20 protein-coding genes and 3 pseudogenes are annotated in these 19,548 nt (G+C 56.2%); 18 read left to right on the top strand and 5 right to left on the bottom strand.

Going from position 1 to position 19,548, the window contains the following annotated elements:
- Window positions 1–2: 2 nt before the first annotated feature.
- Window positions 3–175, top strand: a pseudogene (locus ACIOWL_RS17425) (cold-shock protein); the annotation flags it as partial.
- Window positions 176–417: 242 nt separating this feature from the next.
- Here ACIOWL_RS17425 and ACIOWL_RS17430 read toward each other — a convergent pair.
- A complete protein-coding gene (locus tag ACIOWL_RS17430; RefSeq protein ID WP_400387970.1) occupies window positions 418–1,554 on the bottom strand; it encodes a ferrochelatase in 1,137 nt (378 codons plus the stop codon).
- A gap of 142 nt (window positions 1,555–1,696) precedes the next feature.
- Between ACIOWL_RS17430 and ACIOWL_RS17435 the strand changes: the two genes are divergently transcribed.
- The 5 genes and pseudogenes from ACIOWL_RS17435 to ACIOWL_RS17455 all read left to right on the top strand — a co-directional run bounded on the left by ACIOWL_RS17435 (window position 1,697) and on the right by ACIOWL_RS17455 (window position 5,114).
- On the top strand, window positions 1,697–1,945 hold the full coding sequence (locus ACIOWL_RS17435; RefSeq protein ID WP_022876888.1) for a type II toxin-antitoxin system Phd/YefM family antitoxin: 249 nt from the start codon (window positions 1,697–1,699) through the stop codon (window positions 1,943–1,945).
- Window positions 1,942–2,208, top strand: a pseudogene (locus tag ACIOWL_RS17440) (Txe/YoeB family addiction module toxin). Before ACIOWL_RS17435 ends, ACIOWL_RS17440 begins: the two are co-directional and overlap by 4 nt.
- 489 nt (window positions 2,209–2,697) lie before the next feature.
- Window positions 2,698–3,798 (top strand): fatty acid desaturase family protein, encoded by a 1,101-nt coding sequence (locus ACIOWL_RS17445; protein ID WP_400387973.1) that lies wholly within the window; start codon window positions 2,698–2,700, stop codon window positions 3,796–3,798.
- 451 nt (window positions 3,799–4,249) lie between these two features.
- Window positions 4,250–4,630 carry a hypothetical protein gene (locus ACIOWL_RS17450; RefSeq protein ID WP_400387976.1) on the top strand — a complete coding sequence of 127 codons (381 nt, stop codon included), beginning with the start codon at window positions 4,250–4,252 and terminating at the stop codon, window positions 4,628–4,630.
- A gap of 253 nt (window positions 4,631–4,883) precedes the next feature.
- Entirely contained in the window at window positions 4,884–5,114 is a 231-nt protein-coding gene (locus ACIOWL_RS17455) for a lipopolysaccharide assembly LapA domain-containing protein (protein ID WP_400387978.1), read from the top strand.
- Between the two features lie 50 nt (window positions 5,115–5,164).
- On the opposite strand, the gene ACIOWL_RS17460 is transcribed toward ACIOWL_RS17455, so the two are convergent.
- Complete coding sequence (locus ACIOWL_RS17460; RefSeq protein WP_400387981.1) at window positions 5,165–5,641, bottom strand: PGPGW domain-containing protein; 477 nt, start codon at window positions 5,639–5,641, stop codon at window positions 5,165–5,167.
- 274 nt (window positions 5,642–5,915) lie between these two features.
- Between ACIOWL_RS17460 and ACIOWL_RS17465 the strand changes: the two genes are divergently transcribed.
- Window positions 5,916–6,887 (top strand): diacylglycerol/lipid kinase family protein, encoded by a 972-nt coding sequence (locus ACIOWL_RS17465; RefSeq protein WP_400387984.1) that lies wholly within the window; start codon window positions 5,916–5,918, stop codon window positions 6,885–6,887.
- A gap of 253 nt (window positions 6,888–7,140) precedes the next feature.
- Window positions 7,141–7,708: pseudogene (locus tag ACIOWL_RS17470) on the top strand (recombinase family protein).
- Between the two features lie 38 nt (window positions 7,709–7,746).
- On the opposite strand, the gene ACIOWL_RS17475 reads toward ACIOWL_RS17470, so the two are convergent.
- On the bottom strand, window positions 7,747–7,980 hold the full coding sequence (locus ACIOWL_RS17475) for a hypothetical protein (protein ID WP_400387987.1): 234 nt from the start codon (window positions 7,978–7,980) through the stop codon (window positions 7,747–7,749).
- A gap of 332 nt (window positions 7,981–8,312) precedes the next feature.
- Window positions 8,313–8,855 carry an RNA polymerase sigma factor gene (locus tag ACIOWL_RS17480; RefSeq protein ID WP_400387989.1) on the bottom strand — a complete coding sequence of 181 codons (543 nt, stop codon included), beginning with the start codon at window positions 8,853–8,855 and terminating at the stop codon, window positions 8,313–8,315.
- Window positions 8,856–8,968: 113 nt separating this feature from the next.
- Between ACIOWL_RS17480 and ACIOWL_RS17485 the strand changes: the two genes are divergently transcribed.
- The 9 genes from ACIOWL_RS17485 to ACIOWL_RS17525 all read left to right on the top strand — a co-directional run bounded on the left by ACIOWL_RS17485 (window position 8,969) and on the right by ACIOWL_RS17525 (window position 15,245).
- Window positions 8,969–9,475, top strand: a complete 507-nt coding sequence (locus ACIOWL_RS17485) for an Asp23/Gls24 family envelope stress response protein (protein ID WP_400387992.1) — start codon at window positions 8,969–8,971, stop codon at window positions 9,473–9,475.
- Between the two features lie 38 nt (window positions 9,476–9,513).
- Entirely contained in the window at window positions 9,514–9,690 is a 177-nt protein-coding gene (locus ACIOWL_RS17490; RefSeq protein WP_400387995.1) for a hypothetical protein, read from the top strand.
- Between the two features lie 5 nt (window positions 9,691–9,695).
- A complete protein-coding gene (locus ACIOWL_RS17495; RefSeq protein WP_400387998.1) occupies window positions 9,696–10,067 on the top strand; it encodes an Asp23/Gls24 family envelope stress response protein in 372 nt (123 codons plus the stop codon).
- On the top strand, window positions 10,064–10,615 hold the full coding sequence (locus tag ACIOWL_RS17500) for a DUF6286 domain-containing protein (protein WP_400388001.1): 552 nt from the start codon (window positions 10,064–10,066) through the stop codon (window positions 10,613–10,615). Before ACIOWL_RS17495 ends, ACIOWL_RS17500 begins: the two co-directional genes overlap by 4 nt.
- Window positions 10,616–10,617: 2 nt before the next feature.
- Window positions 10,618–11,208 carry a hypothetical protein gene (locus ACIOWL_RS17505; RefSeq protein WP_400388003.1) on the top strand — a complete coding sequence of 197 codons (591 nt, stop codon included), beginning with the start codon at window positions 10,618–10,620 and terminating at the stop codon, window positions 11,206–11,208.
- Window positions 11,209–12,468: 1,260 nt separating this feature from the next.
- Entirely contained in the window at window positions 12,469–12,675 is a 207-nt protein-coding gene (locus tag ACIOWL_RS17510; RefSeq protein ID WP_400388006.1) for a hypothetical protein, read from the top strand.
- Window positions 12,676–12,684: 9 nt separating this feature from the next.
- Entirely contained in the window at window positions 12,685–13,107 is a 423-nt protein-coding gene (locus ACIOWL_RS17515) for a transposase (RefSeq protein ID WP_400388211.1), read from the top strand.
- 417 nt (window positions 13,108–13,524) lie between these two features.
- Window positions 13,525–14,925, top strand: a complete 1,401-nt coding sequence (locus tag ACIOWL_RS17520; protein WP_400388007.1) for an IS1380 family transposase — start codon at window positions 13,525–13,527, stop codon at window positions 14,923–14,925.
- Window positions 14,922–15,245: a hypothetical protein gene (locus tag ACIOWL_RS17525; RefSeq protein ID WP_400388010.1), complete on the top strand. Its 324-nt coding sequence runs from the start codon at window positions 14,922–14,924 to the stop codon at window positions 15,243–15,245. Before ACIOWL_RS17520 ends, ACIOWL_RS17525 begins: the two co-directional genes overlap by 4 nt.
- 7 nt (window positions 15,246–15,252) lie before the next feature.
- Here the strand turns inward: ACIOWL_RS17525 and ACIOWL_RS17530 are convergent, their stop codons facing one another.
- Window positions 15,253–18,441 (bottom strand): HAD-IA family hydrolase, encoded by a 3,189-nt coding sequence (locus ACIOWL_RS17530; RefSeq protein WP_400388013.1) that lies wholly within the window; start codon window positions 18,439–18,441, stop codon window positions 15,253–15,255.
- Between the two features lie 95 nt (window positions 18,442–18,536).
- Here ACIOWL_RS17530 and ACIOWL_RS17535 point away from each other — a divergent pair, with 95 nt between their 5' ends.
- A complete protein-coding gene (locus ACIOWL_RS17535) occupies window positions 18,537–19,514 on the top strand; it encodes a hypothetical protein (protein ID WP_400388016.1) in 978 nt (325 codons plus the stop codon).
- Window positions 19,515–19,548: the final 34 nt, after the last annotated feature.

Consider the following 19,548-nt stretch of genomic DNA (forward strand, 5'->3'; position numbering starts at 1 on the left):
CCATGCACAACGAACTAGTAAGCCAGCATGACCTTGAATCGTCCACTCTGTTCAACTCCGAAAAGGGCTTCGGCTTCATGGCTCGTTCAGACGGATCCGCCAACGTTTTCGCACACTATATAGTGCGATCCAGCGCTTGGGCTTCAAGAACTTCGAAGAAGGCCAAAGCGTTGAATAGAAGCTTGAAGCTGGCCTTATTGGGCCTCAGGCTACCGAGATTTAGGCGAGCTGAACACGCGCCTAGTAATTCTATGAAGAGTGGGGCGGGATGGGCTGTAATCCCATCCCGCCACTCTTTATTTGAGTAACTCGTTAGGCTCTTCCTTCCATGAAGCAACACGCCAAGTCATCAAGATTTAGGGCGCGCAGTGTCTTCACTTCTCACAAATCTCGAACTCGCAGATACCCCTCGGGTTACTAGGATCGATGACTCGCCGTTAGGGAATCCCAGTTAGGTGTTGTCGGGTTCTGATCCCTTCCCATACAGCAGGTCGTAGCACAGGATCCACTGCCTGGGCTCAACGGGCCTTCGGGAGTGACCGCCGGAGAATCGACTGGTTCCCCGCGATACTGAGCTACCCGCTCCAAGGTGGCATCGACAAGCCCCGATACAAACACCGGATCAACTCCAACAGTCGCGGCCCGCACGTAATCCAGTCCAAGATCTTTGGCAGTCTGCGCTGCTTCGGTATCAAGATCGTATTTCACTTCCATATGATCGGACACGAATCCCAGCGGGACAACGACCACACCCTCCACCCCTGAGCTAGCGAGCTCCTTGAGTCGATCATTGATATCAGGCTCCAGCCACGGAGTACGGGGTGAACCAGAACGAGAACAGAAGACAAGCTCAGCATTCAACGGCTGCTTTTCGCCCAGTTCTTGATTGATCCATTCGATCAGCTGCAGATGCTGTTCGCGATACCCAACAGTCTGCCGCTGCGAGGCTTCCTGCATGGATAAAGGGATCGAATGGGTGACATAGAGCAAGCGGTGCTTCTGCGGATCCAGTACCCCGACTTTCTGGATCAATTCGGTGAGTCCGCGATGCACGCAATCGAATTCCGCGTAGGCAAAGCCGGGATGGTTATAGTACTGGCGGATTTTCTCGAAAGATGCCTCGATACCTTCCTGAGCCAGGACGTTTTGGGTGTGGGCGAAATCTTCGCGATACTGGCGGCACGAGGAATAGGAAGAATATGCGGAGGTATCGATAGCAAGGAATCGAGAGCCGCCTGTCTGCTTAGCAAAATCGCGAACGGTGTCGGTGAGGTAAGGATCCCAGTTGCGGTTTCCCCATAGTACTGGCGTCGTGATTCCGCGCCGTTCGAACTCTTGACGTAGGGCTTCTAGTAGCCGGAGGTTTTGGTCGTTGATGGGGGACTTCCCGTCGAAACCGTAATAGTGTTCACCTACCTCGACTAGTCGCTCGTCGGGGATGCCACGTCCCGCAGTGACATTCTGAAGAAACGGTAGGACATCTTCATCTTTCTCCGGGCCGCCAAAAGACATGAGGATGACTGCATCGAAGGGGGTTAGGTTGCTGCTTTCCATGCCTGAATTTTACGTATGGTAGAAAAAGCGTGAGTCCATCGTTCAGGATGCCTCCAGCTTTGTTGAGCTTGTTGTTTCATTCTTGAAGGTGCCTGGGAAGGAAGTTAGAATGGTACCATATCTAGTACCACTAGGAGGCGGAATGGCAATCACCACCAGCGAAGCGCGACGCGACTTGTTTGGTCTTATAGAACGAGTGAACCTGGACCACACCGAGGTTGAGATCATGTCCAAGCGTGGGTCCGCAGTGCTCATGTCGAAGGATGAGTACGATTCCCTCGTTGAAACCAGCCACCTGTTGCGCTCACCCAAAAACGCAGTACGTCTACTCGCAGCTCTTGAAGCTGCACGCAATGACCAGACTGCAGAGCACGGGCTCATCGAACCGTGAGCGACAGGCTGCTGACCTGGACTGCTGGTGGATGGGAAGACTATGTCTACTAGCAGACCCAGGACCGCAAAACACTCAAGCGCATCAACCTGCTGATCGAGGACGTGCTACGCGACGATCCTTTCGAGGGCATCGGGAAACCTGAACCACTGAAGCATGCCTTGGCTGGCGCGTGGTCGCGACGCATCGACGACGTCAACCGACTGGTGTATATCACTGATGACCGATCCGTAACGATTCTTCAAGCAAAATACCATCACTGACAAGGATTTTTGTCTATTGCAGTCTATTCTGAACACCCACTCCCCTAAGCAGATTCTTCTCGCCGATAACCTCCGTTATGTAAAGTAATAGATTTGGCACTGTACGCGCGGCGCGGAAGAAGGCAACTAATCTTTATAGCCAGATTACCAACGGTCGTTTAGTTTTGTGAGTCTGACCACTCACTTAATCTATCGTCGCCCGCCTAACTGGGTATCACGTTGGAAGCTTAACTATCAGCAACTTGGCAGAATAATTTCCTGAGAAACGGCGTACACTGAAAAGAGAGATTCAAACACCATGGCCATAGTGGTGCTGAAGAGTCTCGCCGGCGTATAGCTTTTGTGTCACCCACCGCGCGTGGTATGACGTTCAGATCAAAGCATCAGTGTTGAACCGGAAAATGACCGTCCGCGGTCAAACGGATCCACGAGCTTTTACAGGTCTTTGTGGCCTTCTCTGAACAAATTTTCTTATCAGCGGATTCTCCGATGAACACTTCGTACAGCGCCCCCAATCCCCCTACCCGGATGCGGGACTTGGTCACGCAGGCTAAGGAACAGAACCTACTTCGACTGCGTCAGCTTCAGTACATCCTATTGGCTCTCGGTCTGTGTGCACTCCTGACCTTCGCTATTATCGCCTTCATCCTAATCGGTGATTCGTGGTGGCAAACCGTTACAGCCGTGTGCAGCGCGTTCCTACTTGTGCATTTCGCTTTCCTTGTCCATGATGGGGCCCATTTCCAAATTTTCCGCACCCCCGCACATAACGAGGTTTTCGCCGTCGTGACGGCTGCACTTATTGTTGGGGCCAGCTATAGCTGGTGGCAACACAAACACTCAGAGCATCATCGCAACCCAAACCATATGACTTTGGATCCCGATGTAAAACTCCCCATCATCCACGCCAAACCACAAAGCACAGGCTTCAGGAGCTGGAGACTAATCCGACTCTTTTCCACACATCAGGGTGTGCTGCTCTTCGCCCTCATGCTCTTAGAGGGTGTTTCCATTTACGTCGCCAGTTGGAAGCACCTGCTTCGTCCAGGAACTGTAAAGTACCGTGCCTTGCAGATTACCCTCATTGCAATCAACCATTCAGCGGTCGCAATTTTGATGATTTGGATCCTTTCCCCCGCAATTGCTGGCGCCATACTCGGAATTCACCTGGGGCTCTTCGGATCCTATTTAGGCATGGTCTTTGCACTGAATCATAAGGGAATGCCCCTTATCACCGACACACGAAAAGGTGATTACCTGCTACGACAAGTTCTTGTCAGCAGAAACATTCGATCTAATGCGCTCTTAGCCTGGCTGATGGGAGGACTCAACAACCAGATAGAGCATCATCTGTTCCCTACCGCTCCACGTTTTACCCTACGAAAGCTCGCTGTTCTCGTCGAACAGCATTGCCATCGCGTCGGCGTTCCATACAACATAGTTTCACTCACCGAAAGCTATCGACGCGTCTATCAATATGTGAACCGGGTAGGCATCGGACAAAGCAATGACTACATCTGCCCGCTAGGAACGTTTCAATACTCCCCTCAGGTCATCCAGACAACAGCACCAAAAGCTGACACAACATAGACGAAAGGAGCAGTGTGACGCTCATGGAAAAACCCAACAGATGCCCACGTTGCCTTAGAAATTCTCTCGTGGAAACTGAAACACGTCGCTATCAAGACGACGAAAACCAGCTACGCAGATGGGACAACGACGGAGGTCACGATGAAGGAATGCGCCAAGACCTGGAAGTCACTATGCGTGAAGTGTTGTGGACTTGCACCTTCTGTGGCTGGCACCGAGTCGCATATAGCGCCCAAGAGCCACACCTAGGACCTGAAAAACACCCAGGCAAGCCAAGCACCACGCCTGTTGATCCAGCAATTCCACATTCACACAGCTAAGCGGCTCCTTATACCTCCAACCGAAAGATCAGAGATGATGACCTATGAACCACGAACCAATCTCCATCCCCACAGCCCGTGACCCTCTCACCGTGGGGAGGGTGCTGATGGACTCACTGCCTGCAACTCTCTTGACCGCTAAGGCACCAGAAAAATACACGGTCGCCGCAGTATTCAACCGCCGGCCTGAACCTGAAGAGATTCAGAACATCCTCAGCCCGACCGTCAAACAAGAGCTTGCTTCCGCGGGGTACACCGACGTTGAACTGGGGGTCTCAAACCGGCGCCTAGAAATTTCGAACACTTCTCTCGAAGAACTCCGTGACGGCTTGGCCTTCACGATTTCCTGTGTCCTCACCCAACAAAGCGAAGCATTTCAACAGCACCGCCGCGCAACTGAAGCACAGCTCAAAAAAGAAACCAACGAAGAAACCCACCGAGCTCAGGCCGTCCAAGCCCTAGCCAGTTCCATTTCATTCAGTCCAAAAGAAATGACTGACCAGATTATCTAGACGTTTGCCATTGCCCCGAGACAATGCGCCCGACCCATAACATACCCTCTATTCGGATCGAAAAGCAACCATGAAAAATCATCCAGCATCCCGCAACAACCACCCCCCTACGTCAGCCGCTGGCCCACCTCGGGGACATAACGTAGCCTCGAATCTCTCTGATGCGAACCACATCGACACAACCTCAGGAAGAGCAGTCTCACCAGATACCCGCGCCCACCGACCACTCGTCACTCGAACAGCAGTGGTGTGGATGTCAACGGTCATCGGGCTAGTACTCTTGGTGCTCCTGATCATTTTCATCGCACAAAACCAAGCCATAGTCCCATTGCAGTACTTCGGATGGAACGGCTCGGTCAGCCTAGGCCTGACGCTGTTTATATCCGCTGTTGCAGGTGGACTGGTCATTGCCGTTGTTGCCGTCGCTCGCATCATACAATTGCGTTCCACCGCCGCCGCACAGCGGAAAAAACTCAATCGTTGAGGCCCTCGAAGCAAAAAGTCACCCACGTTTGGCGAGAATGCGGAAATAAATTACGTTGCTCCGTCCTGCCTCTCAGGCAGGGCATGGGGACGAAAATGACGAAAGCTGTAAACCACCGTTCCCAGAGCTACCGCACCAGAAACCAGCAGAGTCATCCCAGTGCCCCACCCGCCGAACAACCACCAGTGAGCATCGACTGGCCACCAACCCGGCACCGGCAGCCCCACACCCCACAAAATACCTATCCCTACAAGAAGACCAGAAGCCATCAGGCTAAAGGCTATACGAGGCCAAGTTTGTACGCTTTGATGAGCTAAATGCAGGGCGCGACGTTTGATAGGGCGTAAAAGCTTTCTGGCCCATTCGTAACGCATCGCTAACAGCGCCAGGCCACCAGCAATCAATAACAAACCAGGACCAGGAAGGACCAGCGCGGCAACTCCGGCTGCTACTAACATCCAGCCAGCGACCTCAATTAGCCGAAATTTCAACCATACCGGAAACCACCATCTTGGCTTCTTCATCATTACCCCCGGCCTCCCGTCTTCTGCAACAACACCCAAGGCGTCGCGAGGATTTTAGCTTAGCCTCCAACAGCAATCTCGCCTGCCAATCCCGTAGACTCACAGTCAACACGCATTCAGCAACGTGTCGGATAACAACAATTCGACGCGTCCTTCCTCGCAGAAGCACGATATACGAATCGATAAAAGCACAGCTAGACGTTATAGATATTTGGGAAGGGAAACCATCTCAAAGCCCATCATTCTAAAACTCACTCAACGCTTCAAGGGATAGCCAATGACAACTCCCCGCGCTGCCGTCATTTACAACCCTGCAAAAGCGCCGCTAAATGAGCTAGAAAAATACGTTCGGATCCAAGAAAACCAACAACATTGGGCACCAACAACCTGGCATCCCACCGATGCTGACGATCTTGGTCTCGGGGCCGCACGACAAGTGCTGAGCAAACAGCCGGATGTCGTAATAGTCGCAGGCGGCGACGGAACTATACGAGCTGTTGCCAATGTGCTGACCAATACCAAAATCCCCGTAGCCTTAGTGCCTTGCGGCACCGGCAACTTACTGGCGCGGAATCTCAAGACACCCCTCAACGACTCCGAAACCTGCATCACCGCCGCTTTCCAAGGAATCACAACACGCATGGACGTAGGTCTCATCGATCTCGAACAGCCACAAGGCCCACGCTGCACCCAAATATTTCTCGTCATGGCCGGCCTCGGACTGGACGCAGACATGGCCGCGCACACCAACACTCATATGAAAAAATACTTAGGATGGATCGCTTATAGCGTACCGATCGCCCGCTCAGTGATCTCCCACAAGCTTTTCCAACTAACGTACCGAATCGATCACCAAGAACCAGCTAGAGACCATGCCCACACCGTCATCGTCGGAAACTGCGGCACCCTGACAGGCAACATGTTGTTGATCCCCACGGCAAGCCCCACCGACGGTTTCTTAGACGTTGCGCTCCTAAAACCCAAAGGACGACTCGGTTGGGGAAGGATCGCTACCAGATTAGCTCTGCAAGGCATGATCCGGAATTCACCTCTCAGCCAAGAAATCCTTTCGTACGCCCTGAAACACCACTCGCTGGACTACCTCCAGGGACGTCGTTTCGAAGCAACCTTCGATAACCCCAGGGCCATAGAGCTAGACGGCGATAGCTTCGGAAACGTCACAGGAATTACAGTCAAAATCCTGCCCGGAGCCCTGATGATCAAAACCGCTCCGAAAGAACATAAGTAGATCCAAGACCGCGCGATCTACCCATATCGGCAAAAGCAACAATTCAACTTTGTCGCGTCACTTGATAGCTGCAACCTTATTAACGCGGTCTCGAAAACATTCGTTTTTGACACACCGAGCAGTCGGTCATGATGAAAATTTCTGACGGTTGAGAATTCAACAGATTTCGACGGTCGTTTGGTCTCAAAATATAGTGCCTAAAACTATGCGTCGAAACAGTGACCATTGCACGAGTATTGATACATTTGTACGCATGGGACACCTCCTCGGATATGCCAGAGTCTCTACTGGCGACCAAGACGCACAACTCCAGCTCGATGTATTGTCTAAAGTTGGCTGCTATCGAATCTTTACCGACACGGCCTCCGGTGCCCTCGAGTCACGCCCCCCAACTCGATAAGCTTCTGGACCAGATGCGACCCGGTGACACTCTCGTAGTCTGGCGGCTGGACCGTCTCGGCCGATCCATCCGCCATCTCATCAACCACATGGACGCGTTGCAGCAACAAGGAATCGAGTTCAAATCCCTGCAGGAGAACATCGACACCAGTTCTTCCGGTGGTCGACTCGTGTTCAACATATTCGCTTCCCTGGCTGAATTCGAGCGCGATCTCATCCGTGAACGAACCAATGCTGGCCTAGCCGCGGCCCGTGCCCGCGGCTGCACCGGAGGCCGCCCCTCGTCCCTCTCCCCCGACAAACTGCACACCGCGAAGAGACTCTACGAGCAGCGTGACATGACGGTCGCACAAATCGGTGAAGTGCTGAGTGTCAGCCGCAGCGCTGTTTATCGGGCACTGAAGCGCAACGCTAAGAAATAATCCTTTCGAATGCAACGGATACTCTTGGATCGAAACAATCAGGTCCCGATCTCCGAATAACCGAGAATTTCTCCATGAACATCCTCGACCGTGATCTCGACCCGCAAACTTTCAATGAGTAGCTGGTCACCAAGGCCCCTCTGAACATATTCCAAGATCTCCCGTTCGACCTGCTGAACGGTAGCCTCAGTGAGCATGCTGACAGTGCATCGGACAAGCCACTGAACATGAGGTATCTTCGTGTCCGTGGTCTTAACCTCCGTGTAGTTCAACTGGGCAGTTTGGGATCGCGAGAACTGCTGCCTAATGCTACTAATAATCTCGCTCGCGGAGACACGTACAATTTCCCCCGTGCCGAGTAAGGCAGCTTCCCATGTTCTCCGCATAGGCCGCAGTTTGGAAATCTTGTCCAGGACATTGCTAGTTAGGTCAGAGCTGTCGGCGGAACGATCTTCGCCTCTGAGTCGATCCAGAACAGTACCGGTTTGATCCTTGAGACGGCGCCGTTCTTGATGGCACCAGCGACATTCGAGCTCATGTAAGTCTGGTGCGTCATCAAGTTTATGAAGTACGTCCTCTATCGTGCGTCCGCAGGGAAGAGTTTTCATGACACCGCCTCAATGATTGCCTTGCGGGCCCGGGCGACCCGTCCGCGAATAGTGGATTCTGACGTGTTGGCGATTGTGGCCGCTTGCTCATAGGTCATTCCCTCAAGGCATACCAGAACAAACGCCTGCTTCAAGGTCGAAGGAAGCTTAGCGACGATACTCCACGCCATATCAACCTCACTTCGTTGTACGGCCAGATATTCGGGCGAAAGATGCTCCGGCGCCGGCTGGCCAGAGAATTCTTCAGCATCAACTACTTCAACCCGATTTTGAGCAGAACGAACACGATCCAGACAAACATTCCTTGTCATTCGGAAAAGCCACGTTTTGAAGGCGCCGTTCTGCTTGAGTGTATGCATGCTTTTCCACACTTTGATCCAAACTTCCTGCACAGCATCGTCCGTGTCCTGCCAATTCTCAAAAAAGGAGCGGCAGTACCTCCTGAGGCTGGGCGTCAGGTCGGAAACAAGCATCCCGAAAGCTTCTGGATCGCCTTCGCGGGACCGACCTACGAACGCCAGCCGTTCTAGTTCGTCCACACAACCCCCTTAGTGTGATGCAGATCACTTAAATTTTGTGTGAGGATATGACTACGGACCTCGTCTGTATGAGTGTAAGCGAAAAAGTTTTCCTCGATATAGGAGCGAACAACATGGCACAGCCAATGTCGAACGACAAAATCATCAAACCAACCGGCGAGGAACTGGAACGCCAGGCAAAACGCGAAGCGAACCACGACACTCAGGAAGAGCGGCTTTCCGGTCCACTGCACACCGAGCTGGGTAAGACCACCATCGAAGACCGTGTAGTTCAGAAGATTGCCAGCATCGCAGCTCGAGAAGTGCCGGGTGTCTACGCAATGGGCAATGCGGCCCGGCGAACTTTCAACTCACTGGCCGAACGCATTCCAGGAGCGTCGGCAAATACTTCCGGTGGAGTGAGCGTTGAGAAGGGCGAACAGCAGACCGCGATCGATGTCTCCATCGTCATTTCTTACGGTTTCTCCATCGTGGAAGTTTCGAACGACATCCGTTCCAACATTGTCGCTCAAGTTGAGCGTGCCACCGGCTTGGAAGTCATCGAAGTGAACATCGATGTGACCGACGTGCACCTACCAGAAGACGATGAAGATGACGAGCCACGCGAGGACCTGAAGTAGTCCCTGGCACCACCGGTGAACAACGAAAGGAAAAACCCATGAATCAACTCAGGTGGGGACTAGTTGTTGGACTAGCGGCCGGGTTGCTTATCGCGTTCGGCTCATTCACGCAGTTCATAGTCGTAGCATTTTTCGTGCTCATCGGTGGTGTGGTCGGCTGGTTCTTGCAGACGCGCGTCGACTGGGAGCGTGTTTTTATTAGCCGTCGGAGGTAACTCTCATGGCAACAGATAACAATCGCGCAGGTGTAACGACTATAGACACGCAGGTGTATTCGAAAATTGCCGCTAAGGCAGCTTCGAAAGTTCCCGGAGTCGGCGCCAGCTCCGGCGGTCTACTTCATTTGGGCAAACCCCGCGGTATCGAAGGAAAACCCGAGGTAACTGTGGAGGTTCTTGGGGGCACTGCAGCTGTAGAACTGAAAGTTGGAATCCGCTACCCACTCAACCTACCGCAGACGTGCGACGCGATCCGACAACAAGTGATTGATGAGCTAATAAAGTACTTGGGGGTCTCATCAGTCCAAGTCGACATTGAAATTGTCTGGCTCCATGCCAAACCGTCCACAGCGAGGGAGAGGGCTTTACGATGAGCAGATTCTGGCATGTCCGAAGCGCCCGAACCGCGACCTTGTTAACCAGTTCTCTCGTACTACTGGGTGTTTCAATAACCGCATTAGTGGTATGCCTGATCCGGCTAACTAGCGGTGCGTGGCCTACCTGGCTCGCAGGGGCGCTAGATGACATTAAGAACATTGCGTGGTCCGACAGCAGAGTGCTTGGTAGTGCCGTCGGCGTGAGTATCCTCGGATTGCTTCTGCTTGTCGCAGCTTTGAGTCCAGGAAATCGGAAGACAACTTTGCTGGACTGGGACTCCCTGGATTCACGTGAAGAATGGGTGATCGAAAATCGAGGCCTAGCCCGTCTCGCGCGGCACGAAGCACAACGCACCGATGGGGTGCATGATGCCTCACCCGTGTTAAGAGGAAAAAGAATGCATATCAGCATCTCAACGCCGGTGCATGAAGCCAGCTCTATTTCAAAGTCAGTGCAGAGGAACGTCCAAACGGCGCTCGAGTCTATCCCGCTGGTTCAGAACTTCAGCGTCGAAACACACACTAACTCTCGAGGAGGGCAGTAGATTTGTGGAAACCAAACGGTATCCGGCAACGGATCTTTCTGGCGCTGATAGGTCTGACCCTGCTCCTTGCTGGAGGCGCGATGGCTTGGATGAGTTGGATCGCAAGGACAGCTGAAAACGTTGGGGGGCAGGCACGAGTACGTGATTCGCTGCTAGTTCAAATGCCTGAACTGGCCACATTTACTGCAGGAGCACTAGCAGTGATAGTCCTGGTAGCTTTACTGAGTGTATTTTCAGCGCTTCCGCAAAAGCCTAGTAAGAGAACTTTCATCTACCGATCCGAAACTGGCAACGGTATAAGCAGCATGGAAACGGAAGTCCTTGCACGGGCCGCGCAACAAGCCGCTCTCCACTCTTCGGGAATCAGCAATGCCGAAATCCGCATCGGCGGCAGATCCCAGTACCCGGTGCTCTATGCCCGATACACCTTGCGGGTCGAAGCACGGCCATTGGATGGAATGAATGTCATTCGGGAAACTCTGATTCCAGAGTTGGAACAGGCCCTTGGTGCTCAGTTCATAGAAAAGCACATCAGCATTGATTTTCTGCCCAAGAAAGCCGACGCCAGCAACAAAACTACATTGACTGTGTAAGTTCTGGCCGAACCTTCCGAGATGTAACGACGCGGATCTCCCATGCAAGACCAAAGACGGAGCCCGGGTCGCAGACACGACCAAAGAACGAGTACGCGAAACTCCTGGTTTCCGTGAATCATTGATACAAGCGGTCCTTGCCGCTCGCGGCAGAGCGGCAAGGACCTCTTATTTCCGGGGCTTCCATGTCCACTTGGGGGTTGGACATGGAATTTAGACCACTGTATTGGTTTCGACTAGGGGGAACGAAACCAAATGCCCGGTTTGGTCTGTGGCTAGGCTAGCCTATGTATTTCATCGAATACTCAACACCCGCGTGCTCAAAAGCCAGAAGGAACTCCTGATCAGAGATAATTAAGTCGTCAAACACAAATCACACACGATCAGAGAGCACCCTCTTGGGGGTTCAACACCACCGAAAACTACACCCGATTTCCATTCGACATCAACGCAGCTTTCGCCACCCACGCCGGGGCCAGCCTCCTGACTGAAACCATAGACCTCACCGGGCTCAGCCACGGCCTGCAACACCTGAAGCGATACACTCCAGAAACCGCGACCCACCGGGGTGCGAGGATCCTCACCGAGATGACTACCATGATCGCCTTCGGTGGGGACTGCCCGCAGAACATCGACCTACTGCGCACCACCACCGGGCAACACCCCCTGTTTGGTCAGGTGACCTCCGCACCGACCGAAGCAAGATTCTTTGAACAACTCACCACCCAGGCACCAGTTAGCGCGGTCACCGACTTCAATGCTGCGGTCAAAGCCGCCCGCGCCAAGGCATGGGAACTGGCTGGAGAACGCTCACCAATGCACGAGGTCAGCGAACGCAACCCGCTGCTCATCGACCTGGACGCGACAGTGATCATCTCCCACAGTGAGGATAAAGACGGTCGGTGCCTCTGGCGCGTGGAAAGGAACCTACGGGCGCCACCCGTTGCTCACCTTCGTAGACTACCGGGCGAAGGCCACCGGCGAACCCCTCGAGTTTTTACAACGCACCGGCAGTGCCGGGTCCAATACCGCCAAAGACCATTCCCAGATCAGTGCCATGGCAGTCAACTCACTGCCGGCGGATCACCACGTGGGGGAAGAAACTGTTGTTCCGAACGGATTCGGCAGGGTGCAACTACGAATACCTCTCCTGGCTTACCGCCCCTGGTCGGGGTTATCAGTTCTCCGTGACCAATGCGGAAACTACACAAACCAAGGCCGCAGTGGAAGCTTTGGATCCGGAATCGTGGAACGTGGCCCGTGATGATCACGGCCGGAAACAAAGATAACGTCACGTCGCTTCAGATTACCTTGCTGATGGGCAAAGACGTGTTGGAGGGTTATCCGAAAGGGTCACGCTTGTTCGTCCGGCGTGAGCCGTTGCATCCAGGCTCCCGGCAGGCCCGCAAGCAGGCCCGGAACCAAGACACGCTGTTCACCCCGGCTTTGGAGGGTAGTTTCCGGTAAACGTTTTTCCTGACGAATCAGCGCCACCCGGACATGGTGGTGTTGGATCTGCGGCATCGGGCCAGGGCCAGGTGCGAGGACAGGATCCTTAACGCGAAGGACACGGGCTTGCGTAATCTTCCGTGCCAACAGTGGGCTAAGCATGAGTGGTGGACTCGTCTCGCGTTCCTTGCCGGTCAGGTGACCGCGTGGATGCAATTACTTTGCCTTCAGGCGCATCAGGCGGCCAAGTGGGAGCCGAAGAAACTACGCGCCAGGCTTTATGCGATCGCGGCGAAAGCGGTGAACCATGCACTGCGGGTGAAGATTAGTTTTGATTCCACCGCTCACCAGACGGGGTCGCTTCACCGGGCACGGATCCGGCCGCCGTCATTACGCGAGGAAACCCGCACCATGAGTCGTAGTGGCGCTGGCATAAGGTTGCGGACCTGATTTTTGGTCAGTTCCTGTGCGCTGCGATGTTGAATGTCCACGTAAATCGTATTCGGGTGTTCGGTCGAAGCGCACAATTCTTGGCGATTCTGTCTGGCGGCCGGGTACTTTGTTGCGTCTTCACTCTGCGGGCATGACAGGGGTTTATCCAACTCCTTAGGTTAATGCGGTGCTTTTTGGGCTGCCTCATGAAACATCGAGGCTAGCAATAAATCTGGATACGCGGAATAAAAACTGTAGAGAACCTCGCCATGAGTGAGCCGGGAATCAAGCGTGAAATGCCTCTCTACCTAAGCCTGAATCCACCGATGAGCTCGTCGTCATTAATCCGTCATTAAAGCAGTAAATGCCCTTCGACATGGGAAAATAGTGTTTGTCTAGAACATCATTTACACCCAAAAGAAGGACATCTACCAGATGCAAGTATCCCACAATCTCACCTCGATCAGCGCATCGTTCAGCGAGGTGAACCTCACCGGTGCCGCAGGACTGGTTCCAGTTATGGCTCTTGCCAAGCAGGCAGGATTACGTGAAAGCGTGGATCAGAAAGTCAAACTCCCCACCGACAAGGGCGCGAATGCCGGATTGAAAGTCACCGCACTAGTTGCCGGGATGCTCTCCGGCGCTGACAGCATCGATGATATGGGGATCTTGCGTCACGGAGCGATGGGCAAATTGTTCACCGGCACTTACGCACCTTCCACCCTAGGCTCCTTCCTGCGCACGTTCACATTCGGTCATGCCCGTCAGCTGCAATCCACTGCTGGGGAGCTGCTCGTGAACCTGAACCAGCAGGTCCCATTGCTGGGTAAGCCCAGCAAGGAGCAGTTTGTGTTCTTGGACGTGGATGACACCATCATCGAGGTCCATGGATACATGAAGCAAGGCGCCGGGTATGGGTACTCGAAGGTTAGGGGGTTGAATGCCTTGCTGGGAACCGTGAGTACCGACGAGTATGCCCCGGCGCTCGTGTCGCAGCGGCTGCGCAAAGGAGCGACTCATTCGGCGCGGGGTGCCGCGCATTTCATCGCCGGCGTGGTGGGAACCGTGAAGAAAATGAATCTGGGTGGGCGGTTGATCACCCGGGCTGATTCGGCGTACTACAGTGCCACCGCGGTCGCCGCCGCGTTGGCAGGTGGAGCGCAGGTCTCGGTCACGGTACGGATGAACAAACACATCAAGGGAACAATCGGCACCATCGATGATCAGTCGTGGGTGAAGATCGCGTACCCGAAGGCGATCTTCGATGAGGACACTAAACAGTGGATCTCTGATGCTGAGGTCGCCGAGATCCCGTACACCGCTTTTTCTTCGAAGAAGAAGGCCCTGCGGGTCCCTGGCCGATTGGTGGTGCGACGGGTCGCGCAGCGCAACGAAACGAAACTGGCGATGGAAGGTCAGGAGCCAATGTTCCAGATCTACCGGTATCACGCGGTGTTTTCCACCATCCCTCAGGAGTGGATGGATACGGTTGCGTTGGATAAGACGCATCGGCAGCACGCGGTGATCGAGTCCGTGAACGCCGAACTGAAGTCGGGGCCCTTGGCCCACATGCCTTCGGGAAACTTCACCGCTAACACTGCGTGGCTGCACGCTGCAGCGATGGCCTACAACCTGACCCGGGCTGCCGGTCTGCTGGCCGGTGGACGATTCACTCGGGCCAAGTTGGCAACGATCCGCCAGAAGTTGATTCTGGTTCCGGCCAGGGTAGCGTCCAGTGCCCGTAAGCAGGTGTTGCACCTGCCGTGGAACTGGCCCTGGGCTGGGGCGTGGATGCGGCTATTGACCAGCGTGCAGGCCTTACCCCAAACTGTTTGACACTCTCTTATCCGCCCAGTCGTTTGCTGCGTCACCTTCAGCATTTGTGGGACATCATCGGCAGCGAGGCCGACTGTTTTGGCGACTCTGAAACCGTAAAACCCGTGCGTTTATACCCGAGTAGCGCCGCGATTTCAGGTTCTCACTGGTTTCGGATGCCAATCGGTGGATTCAGGCTAAGAGTTGCGAGACGTCTGGGCGGAAAAATCAGCGCGCTGGTGCTGTACCTGGCCAGCGACGAATCGAGGTTTGTTTCCGGCTCCTCGATCGCCATAGATGGCGGCGAGACCGCCGGAAACAACCTCAGAAACGATTCCTGACACCCACTCACCAGGGTTTGATCGGCACCTCCGCACCCGCATCGGCCTGCAGCGAAAGCACATGATCAAGGGTTGGCCGCCCGTGGCGAACCGGGCCCTGATCCTCCAGCTGCACCACCACGGTTTCATCCGGCAGCAGATCCAGCTGTTGGCCGCGCACCCAGACCGGGCGCGAATGCGGCCCGCGAAGCGTAAATTCGATGGACTGCGCCCGCACCACCACCTGGATACGGGTTCCGTGCCAGGAAAGCTTGAAGTCCATCGAGCCCCAGGCTTGGGGCAGCCGGGGATCAAAACACAGCCGGTCATCGTCGTCGCGCAGGCCGGCGAAACCGTAAACCAGCGCGGCCCAGACCCCGCCGGTCGAGGCGACGTGCACCCCGTCGGCGGTATTGCCGTGCAGGTCCTGCAGGTCCACATTCAGCGCATGCTCAAAGTACTCCCACGCCAGGTCCCGGTACCCCACCTCGGCGGCCAGGATCGACTGAACCGTGGCGGAAAGTGTTGAGTCCCCGGTGGTCAGCGGGTCGTAGTAGTTGAAGTCGGCAAGCTTCTGCTCGGGGGTGAAATCGCTGGAGCGCAGCCACAGCGCCAGCACCGTATCGGCCTGCTTGATGACCTGGAATCGATAGATCACCAGCGGGTGGTAGTGCAGCAGCAGCGGACGTTTGTCTGGCCCGGTTTTCTCCAGATCCCAGACCTCGCGGTTCAGGAAGTGCTCGTCTTGCGGGTGGATTCCGGCGCTTTCCGAGTACGGAATATGTATACACGAAGCGGCATGTTCCCAATTGGCGAGCTCTTCTGGTTGAACATCCAGGCGTTCGGCCAGTTCTGCATAGGCCTTTGGATGGCGTTGCGCAAACTCCCCGAGCAGCTGGGCGCTGCGCCGCAGATTAAAGCGCGCCATTACGTTGGTGTACAGGTTGTCGTTCACCACCGCGGTGTATTCATCCGGGCCGGTCACCCCGTGGATGTGGAAACGTTCATGCTCCCCGCGGCCGCGCCAGAATCCCAGCGAGGCGAACATCCGCGCGGTGCCCACCAGGATTTCGGCGCCGCCGGCAATCAGGAATTCATCGTCTTCCACCGCGGTCACGTAGCGGTTCAGCGAATACACCACGTCCGCATTGATGTGATACTGAGCGGTACCGGCGGGATAGTAGGCGCTGGCCTCTTCGCCGTTGATGGTGCGCCACGGGAAGAGGAGGCCGTCCTCGTTCATGATGCCCGCACGGCGTTTGGCCGCCGGAATCATTGCCACCCGGGCGCGCAGCGTATTACGCGCCCACTGCTGATTGGTGTAGGTCAAAAACGGCAGGACATAAATTTCGGTGTCCCAGAAGTAGTGCCCCGAGTATCCGTTGCCGCTGACGCCTTTGGCGCTGATACCCAAACCATCGGCACGCGCGGAGGCTTGGGCCAGCTGGAACAGGTTCCAGCGGATCTTGCGCTGCAGGGTTTTGTCATCGCTGCTCACGCTCACATCGCTGCGTTCCCAATAGGAGGCCATAAAGTCGCGTTGGGCCCGGAAGTGCGCATCGATGCCGCGCGGCACCAGGTGATTCAGCGCGCGGTTCGAACGCTGCAGCATCTCCTCGGCCGGGTGACGGCGCGAACAGTGGTACACCGCGAACTTGGCAACACGCAGCCCCTGGCCGGCCTCCAAGCGCGCGTTGACCACTTCTTCGGCCCGTTCCTCGGTGACGCTGCGGGTCAGGTCCACTCGCGGCGAGCCGCCGCCGGTGGTGCTCATCTGGTGTTCAACCATGGCGGCCACCGACATTCCGGATCCCGCCACGTCATAGGAAATCCCCATGCGGGCTCCCTCGCGGCGGTGCCCGGCGGGAGCCAGCGGGTTCACGCTGGCTTCCTCGGCACGGCGTGGATCAAAACCAGGCCCCGAGGCGTCCAGTTCTTCCGGGGACGCCACCGGGCGTTGCGAGCGATAACCGATGAGCGCGGACTGCACAATCACATTGGCCGGGGCGTCCAGCAGGCGCACGTGCAGGTCCTGCAGCGCCAGGTGCCGGTCCGAAAAGGAAATCATGGTGCGCGCCGTGACCGCTACCCGGTGCCCCTCCGCGGTGCGCCAGAGCGTGGTGGCGAGCAGCGCGCCGTCGCGGAAGTCCAGGCGCAGGTCATCGCGGAGCATTTCGGTGCGGCCGACCTCCAGCGCCTCGTCGTTGATGAATACCCGCAGGGTGCGGAAGTCGGGGGCGCTGATCATGGTTTGCCCGGTTTCGGCCAGGCCGAAGGCGCCTTCCGCGTGGCGGATCTGCCAGGTCTCATGCAACCCGTTGATGAAGCTTCCGCCAACCTGCTCACCGAGGCCAATTTGCGCCGATCGGCACCCCAAGAATCCGTTGCCCAGCGAAAAAACCGTATCCTGGGTTCCGGTGTCATCCCGCCCGGCGTCGCGGGTGATGGACCACGGGTCGAATTCCCAGGCGTCAACGGCCTGCGCGGAAACCAGTTCGGACAGATCGGTGACCACAAAGTGGGCTCCGGAAGCCAGCAGGTCGGCTTCGTTGTCCTCGCGCGCCACACCGATGACCTTGAAGCCGCCGCGGCGGGCCGCGGAAACGCCGCTGGTGGCGTCCTCGATCACCACACATTCCTCCGGACGCCATCCCAGGTCGCGGGCGGTGGCCAGGAACGTATCCGGCTCGGGTTTGCCGGCCAGTTCGCGAACCTGCGCCTCGACGCCGCCCATGACCGTGGGGATCAGCTGGGATAACCCTGCCCCGGCAAGCACCGCCGCGGCGTTGCGTGAGGAAGAGACCACCGCGACGTCCAAGCCGGCGGTGAGCACCTGCTGCAGATAGGCCAGGGAACCGGCGTAGGGTTCAATGCCGTCGCGCTCCAGCACGGTGGTGAACACGCTGTTTTTCATATTTCCCAGAGCGCAGACGGTCGCGTAGCCCGGCGCATCATCCGGTGCGCCCCACGGAAGGTTGATGCCGCGCGAGCCAAGAAGGGCGGCCACCCCGTCATACCGGGGACGGCCGTCCAGCAATCGGAAATAGTCGGATTCCGTGTAGGGATCCGATTCCGGGTGTTCAGTTGAGAGATAGCCGGCAAAAAGTTCGTGCCAGGCGGCGCGGTGGAGCAGCGCGGTGGGGGTCAGGACACCATCCAGGTCGAAGAGAACGGCCTTGTAATCACGGTGCCGGTAGCTAGGGCGAAAAGCATTCACGATCGAAATCCTTCGAAAGAGGAGCAAATTACTGGCCGTGAGTCCTACGGTAGCAACTCATTGCCCACTTGACCCGGCATACTACGATTAAGAACGTGGCTCAGTGGATAGATGTGTGGAATAGCGATGACTGGCGTGACGCTGCCGCCGAATGGATCGACCAGGCGTGCAGCGCCTATAACATTTCGCGGGTGGGCGGCCCGGACTTTTGGCCTGCCACCTTGCATCAGATTTCTGCGCTGGTGCAAACCGACGCGGCGGATCTGATTTTCAGCGCCAACGCCCCGGGGCTGGCTTCCGAAGCGGCTACCACGGTCAAGGCCGGTGAGCTGCTGCCCGATCGTGTGGTGATGCCGTTGGCGATCGATCGGATGGCCGGTTACATGCTCAGCCCCGACTTCGGGCACACCATGATCGACCTGGGCGACTCGCCGGAGAATTGGGAACTGGCCTTGGCCTCGCTCGGATCCTTCCAGGTTGCGCTCATGGGCCATGAAGAAGACTTCTTCAACGCCGGGGTCCCCGTGGTGGATCCGCAGTTCCTGCCCGAGCAGTTCGAACAAGCCCTGATGCTGCACGTCTCACTGGATCCAGCACACCCGCTGTACCTGGACCCGGCTCAGGCCGATGCACTGGTGGCCAACATCGATGCGCTCTCCCACGCGGCCCAGGTCCTTCATGCCGGGCCGATCCCGCTGAGTTTGGAACATGGCGGTTTTGATTTGGCGCAGGTTGTGGTCCCGGCCGAACCCGGTGAGCACGGGCGAATTCTCAATCTCGGGGCCGCCCACTGGGCCCACCCGTTTTCCTCATTGGCCGCGCCGTTGGCCGCCATGACCGAGGCCTGGAACTGCACCATGGACGACGAGCGGGTGATGCGGGTGCTGGCGGCCTACCTGAACGAATTCTCCGCCTACGGCACCCCCGATGAACTCTACGATCTGATCGCTCCGGCCTGCCTGGTGGCCCCGCTGTCGCAGCATGAAACCTGGCTGCGCCTGTTGCTGGATGCCGATGATGAGCAGCTGCGCACCCACGCCTCGCTGGTGCTCGATACCCTGGCCTTAAACTAGCGCACCGACCACGCCAAACGGCCGCTGGCCCGCA

The sequence above is a fragment of the Glutamicibacter sp. NPDC087344 genome, assembly GCF_044744225.1.
Taxonomy (GTDB): domain Bacteria; phylum Actinomycetota; class Actinomycetes; order Actinomycetales; family Micrococcaceae; genus Glutamicibacter.

Excerpts from the sequence above, each read along its gene's own strand:
- ACIOWL_RS17430 (WP_400387970.1), bottom strand. The coding sequence starts at position 1,554 with ATGGAAAGCAGCAACCTAACCCCCTTCGATGCAGTCATCCTCATGTCT.
- ACIOWL_RS17435 (WP_022876888.1), top strand. The coding sequence starts at position 1,697 with ATGGCAATCACCACCAGCGAAGCGCGACGCGACTTGTTTGGTCTTATA.
- ACIOWL_RS17445 (WP_400387973.1), top strand. The coding sequence starts at position 2,698 with ATGAACACTTCGTACAGCGCCCCCAATCCCCCTACCCGGATGCGGGAC.
- ACIOWL_RS17455 (WP_400387978.1), top strand. The coding sequence starts at position 4,884 with ATGTCAACGGTCATCGGGCTAGTACTCTTGGTGCTCCTGATCATTTTC.
- ACIOWL_RS17460 (WP_400387981.1), bottom strand. The coding sequence starts at position 5,641 with ATGATGAAGAAGCCAAGATGGTGGTTTCCGGTATGGTTGAAATTTCGG.
- ACIOWL_RS17465 (WP_400387984.1), top strand. The coding sequence starts at position 5,916 with ATGACAACTCCCCGCGCTGCCGTCATTTACAACCCTGCAAAAGCGCCG.
- ACIOWL_RS17485 (WP_400387992.1), top strand. The coding sequence starts at position 8,969 with ATGGCACAGCCAATGTCGAACGACAAAATCATCAAACCAACCGGCGAG.
- ACIOWL_RS17490 (WP_400387995.1), top strand. The coding sequence starts at position 9,514 with ATGAATCAACTCAGGTGGGGACTAGTTGTTGGACTAGCGGCCGGGTTG.
- ACIOWL_RS17495 (WP_400387998.1), top strand. The coding sequence starts at position 9,696 with ATGGCAACAGATAACAATCGCGCAGGTGTAACGACTATAGACACGCAG.
- ACIOWL_RS17500 (WP_400388001.1), top strand. The coding sequence starts at position 10,064 with ATGAGCAGATTCTGGCATGTCCGAAGCGCCCGAACCGCGACCTTGTTA.
- ACIOWL_RS17520 (WP_400388007.1), top strand. The coding sequence starts at position 13,525 with ATGCAAGTATCCCACAATCTCACCTCGATCAGCGCATCGTTCAGCGAG.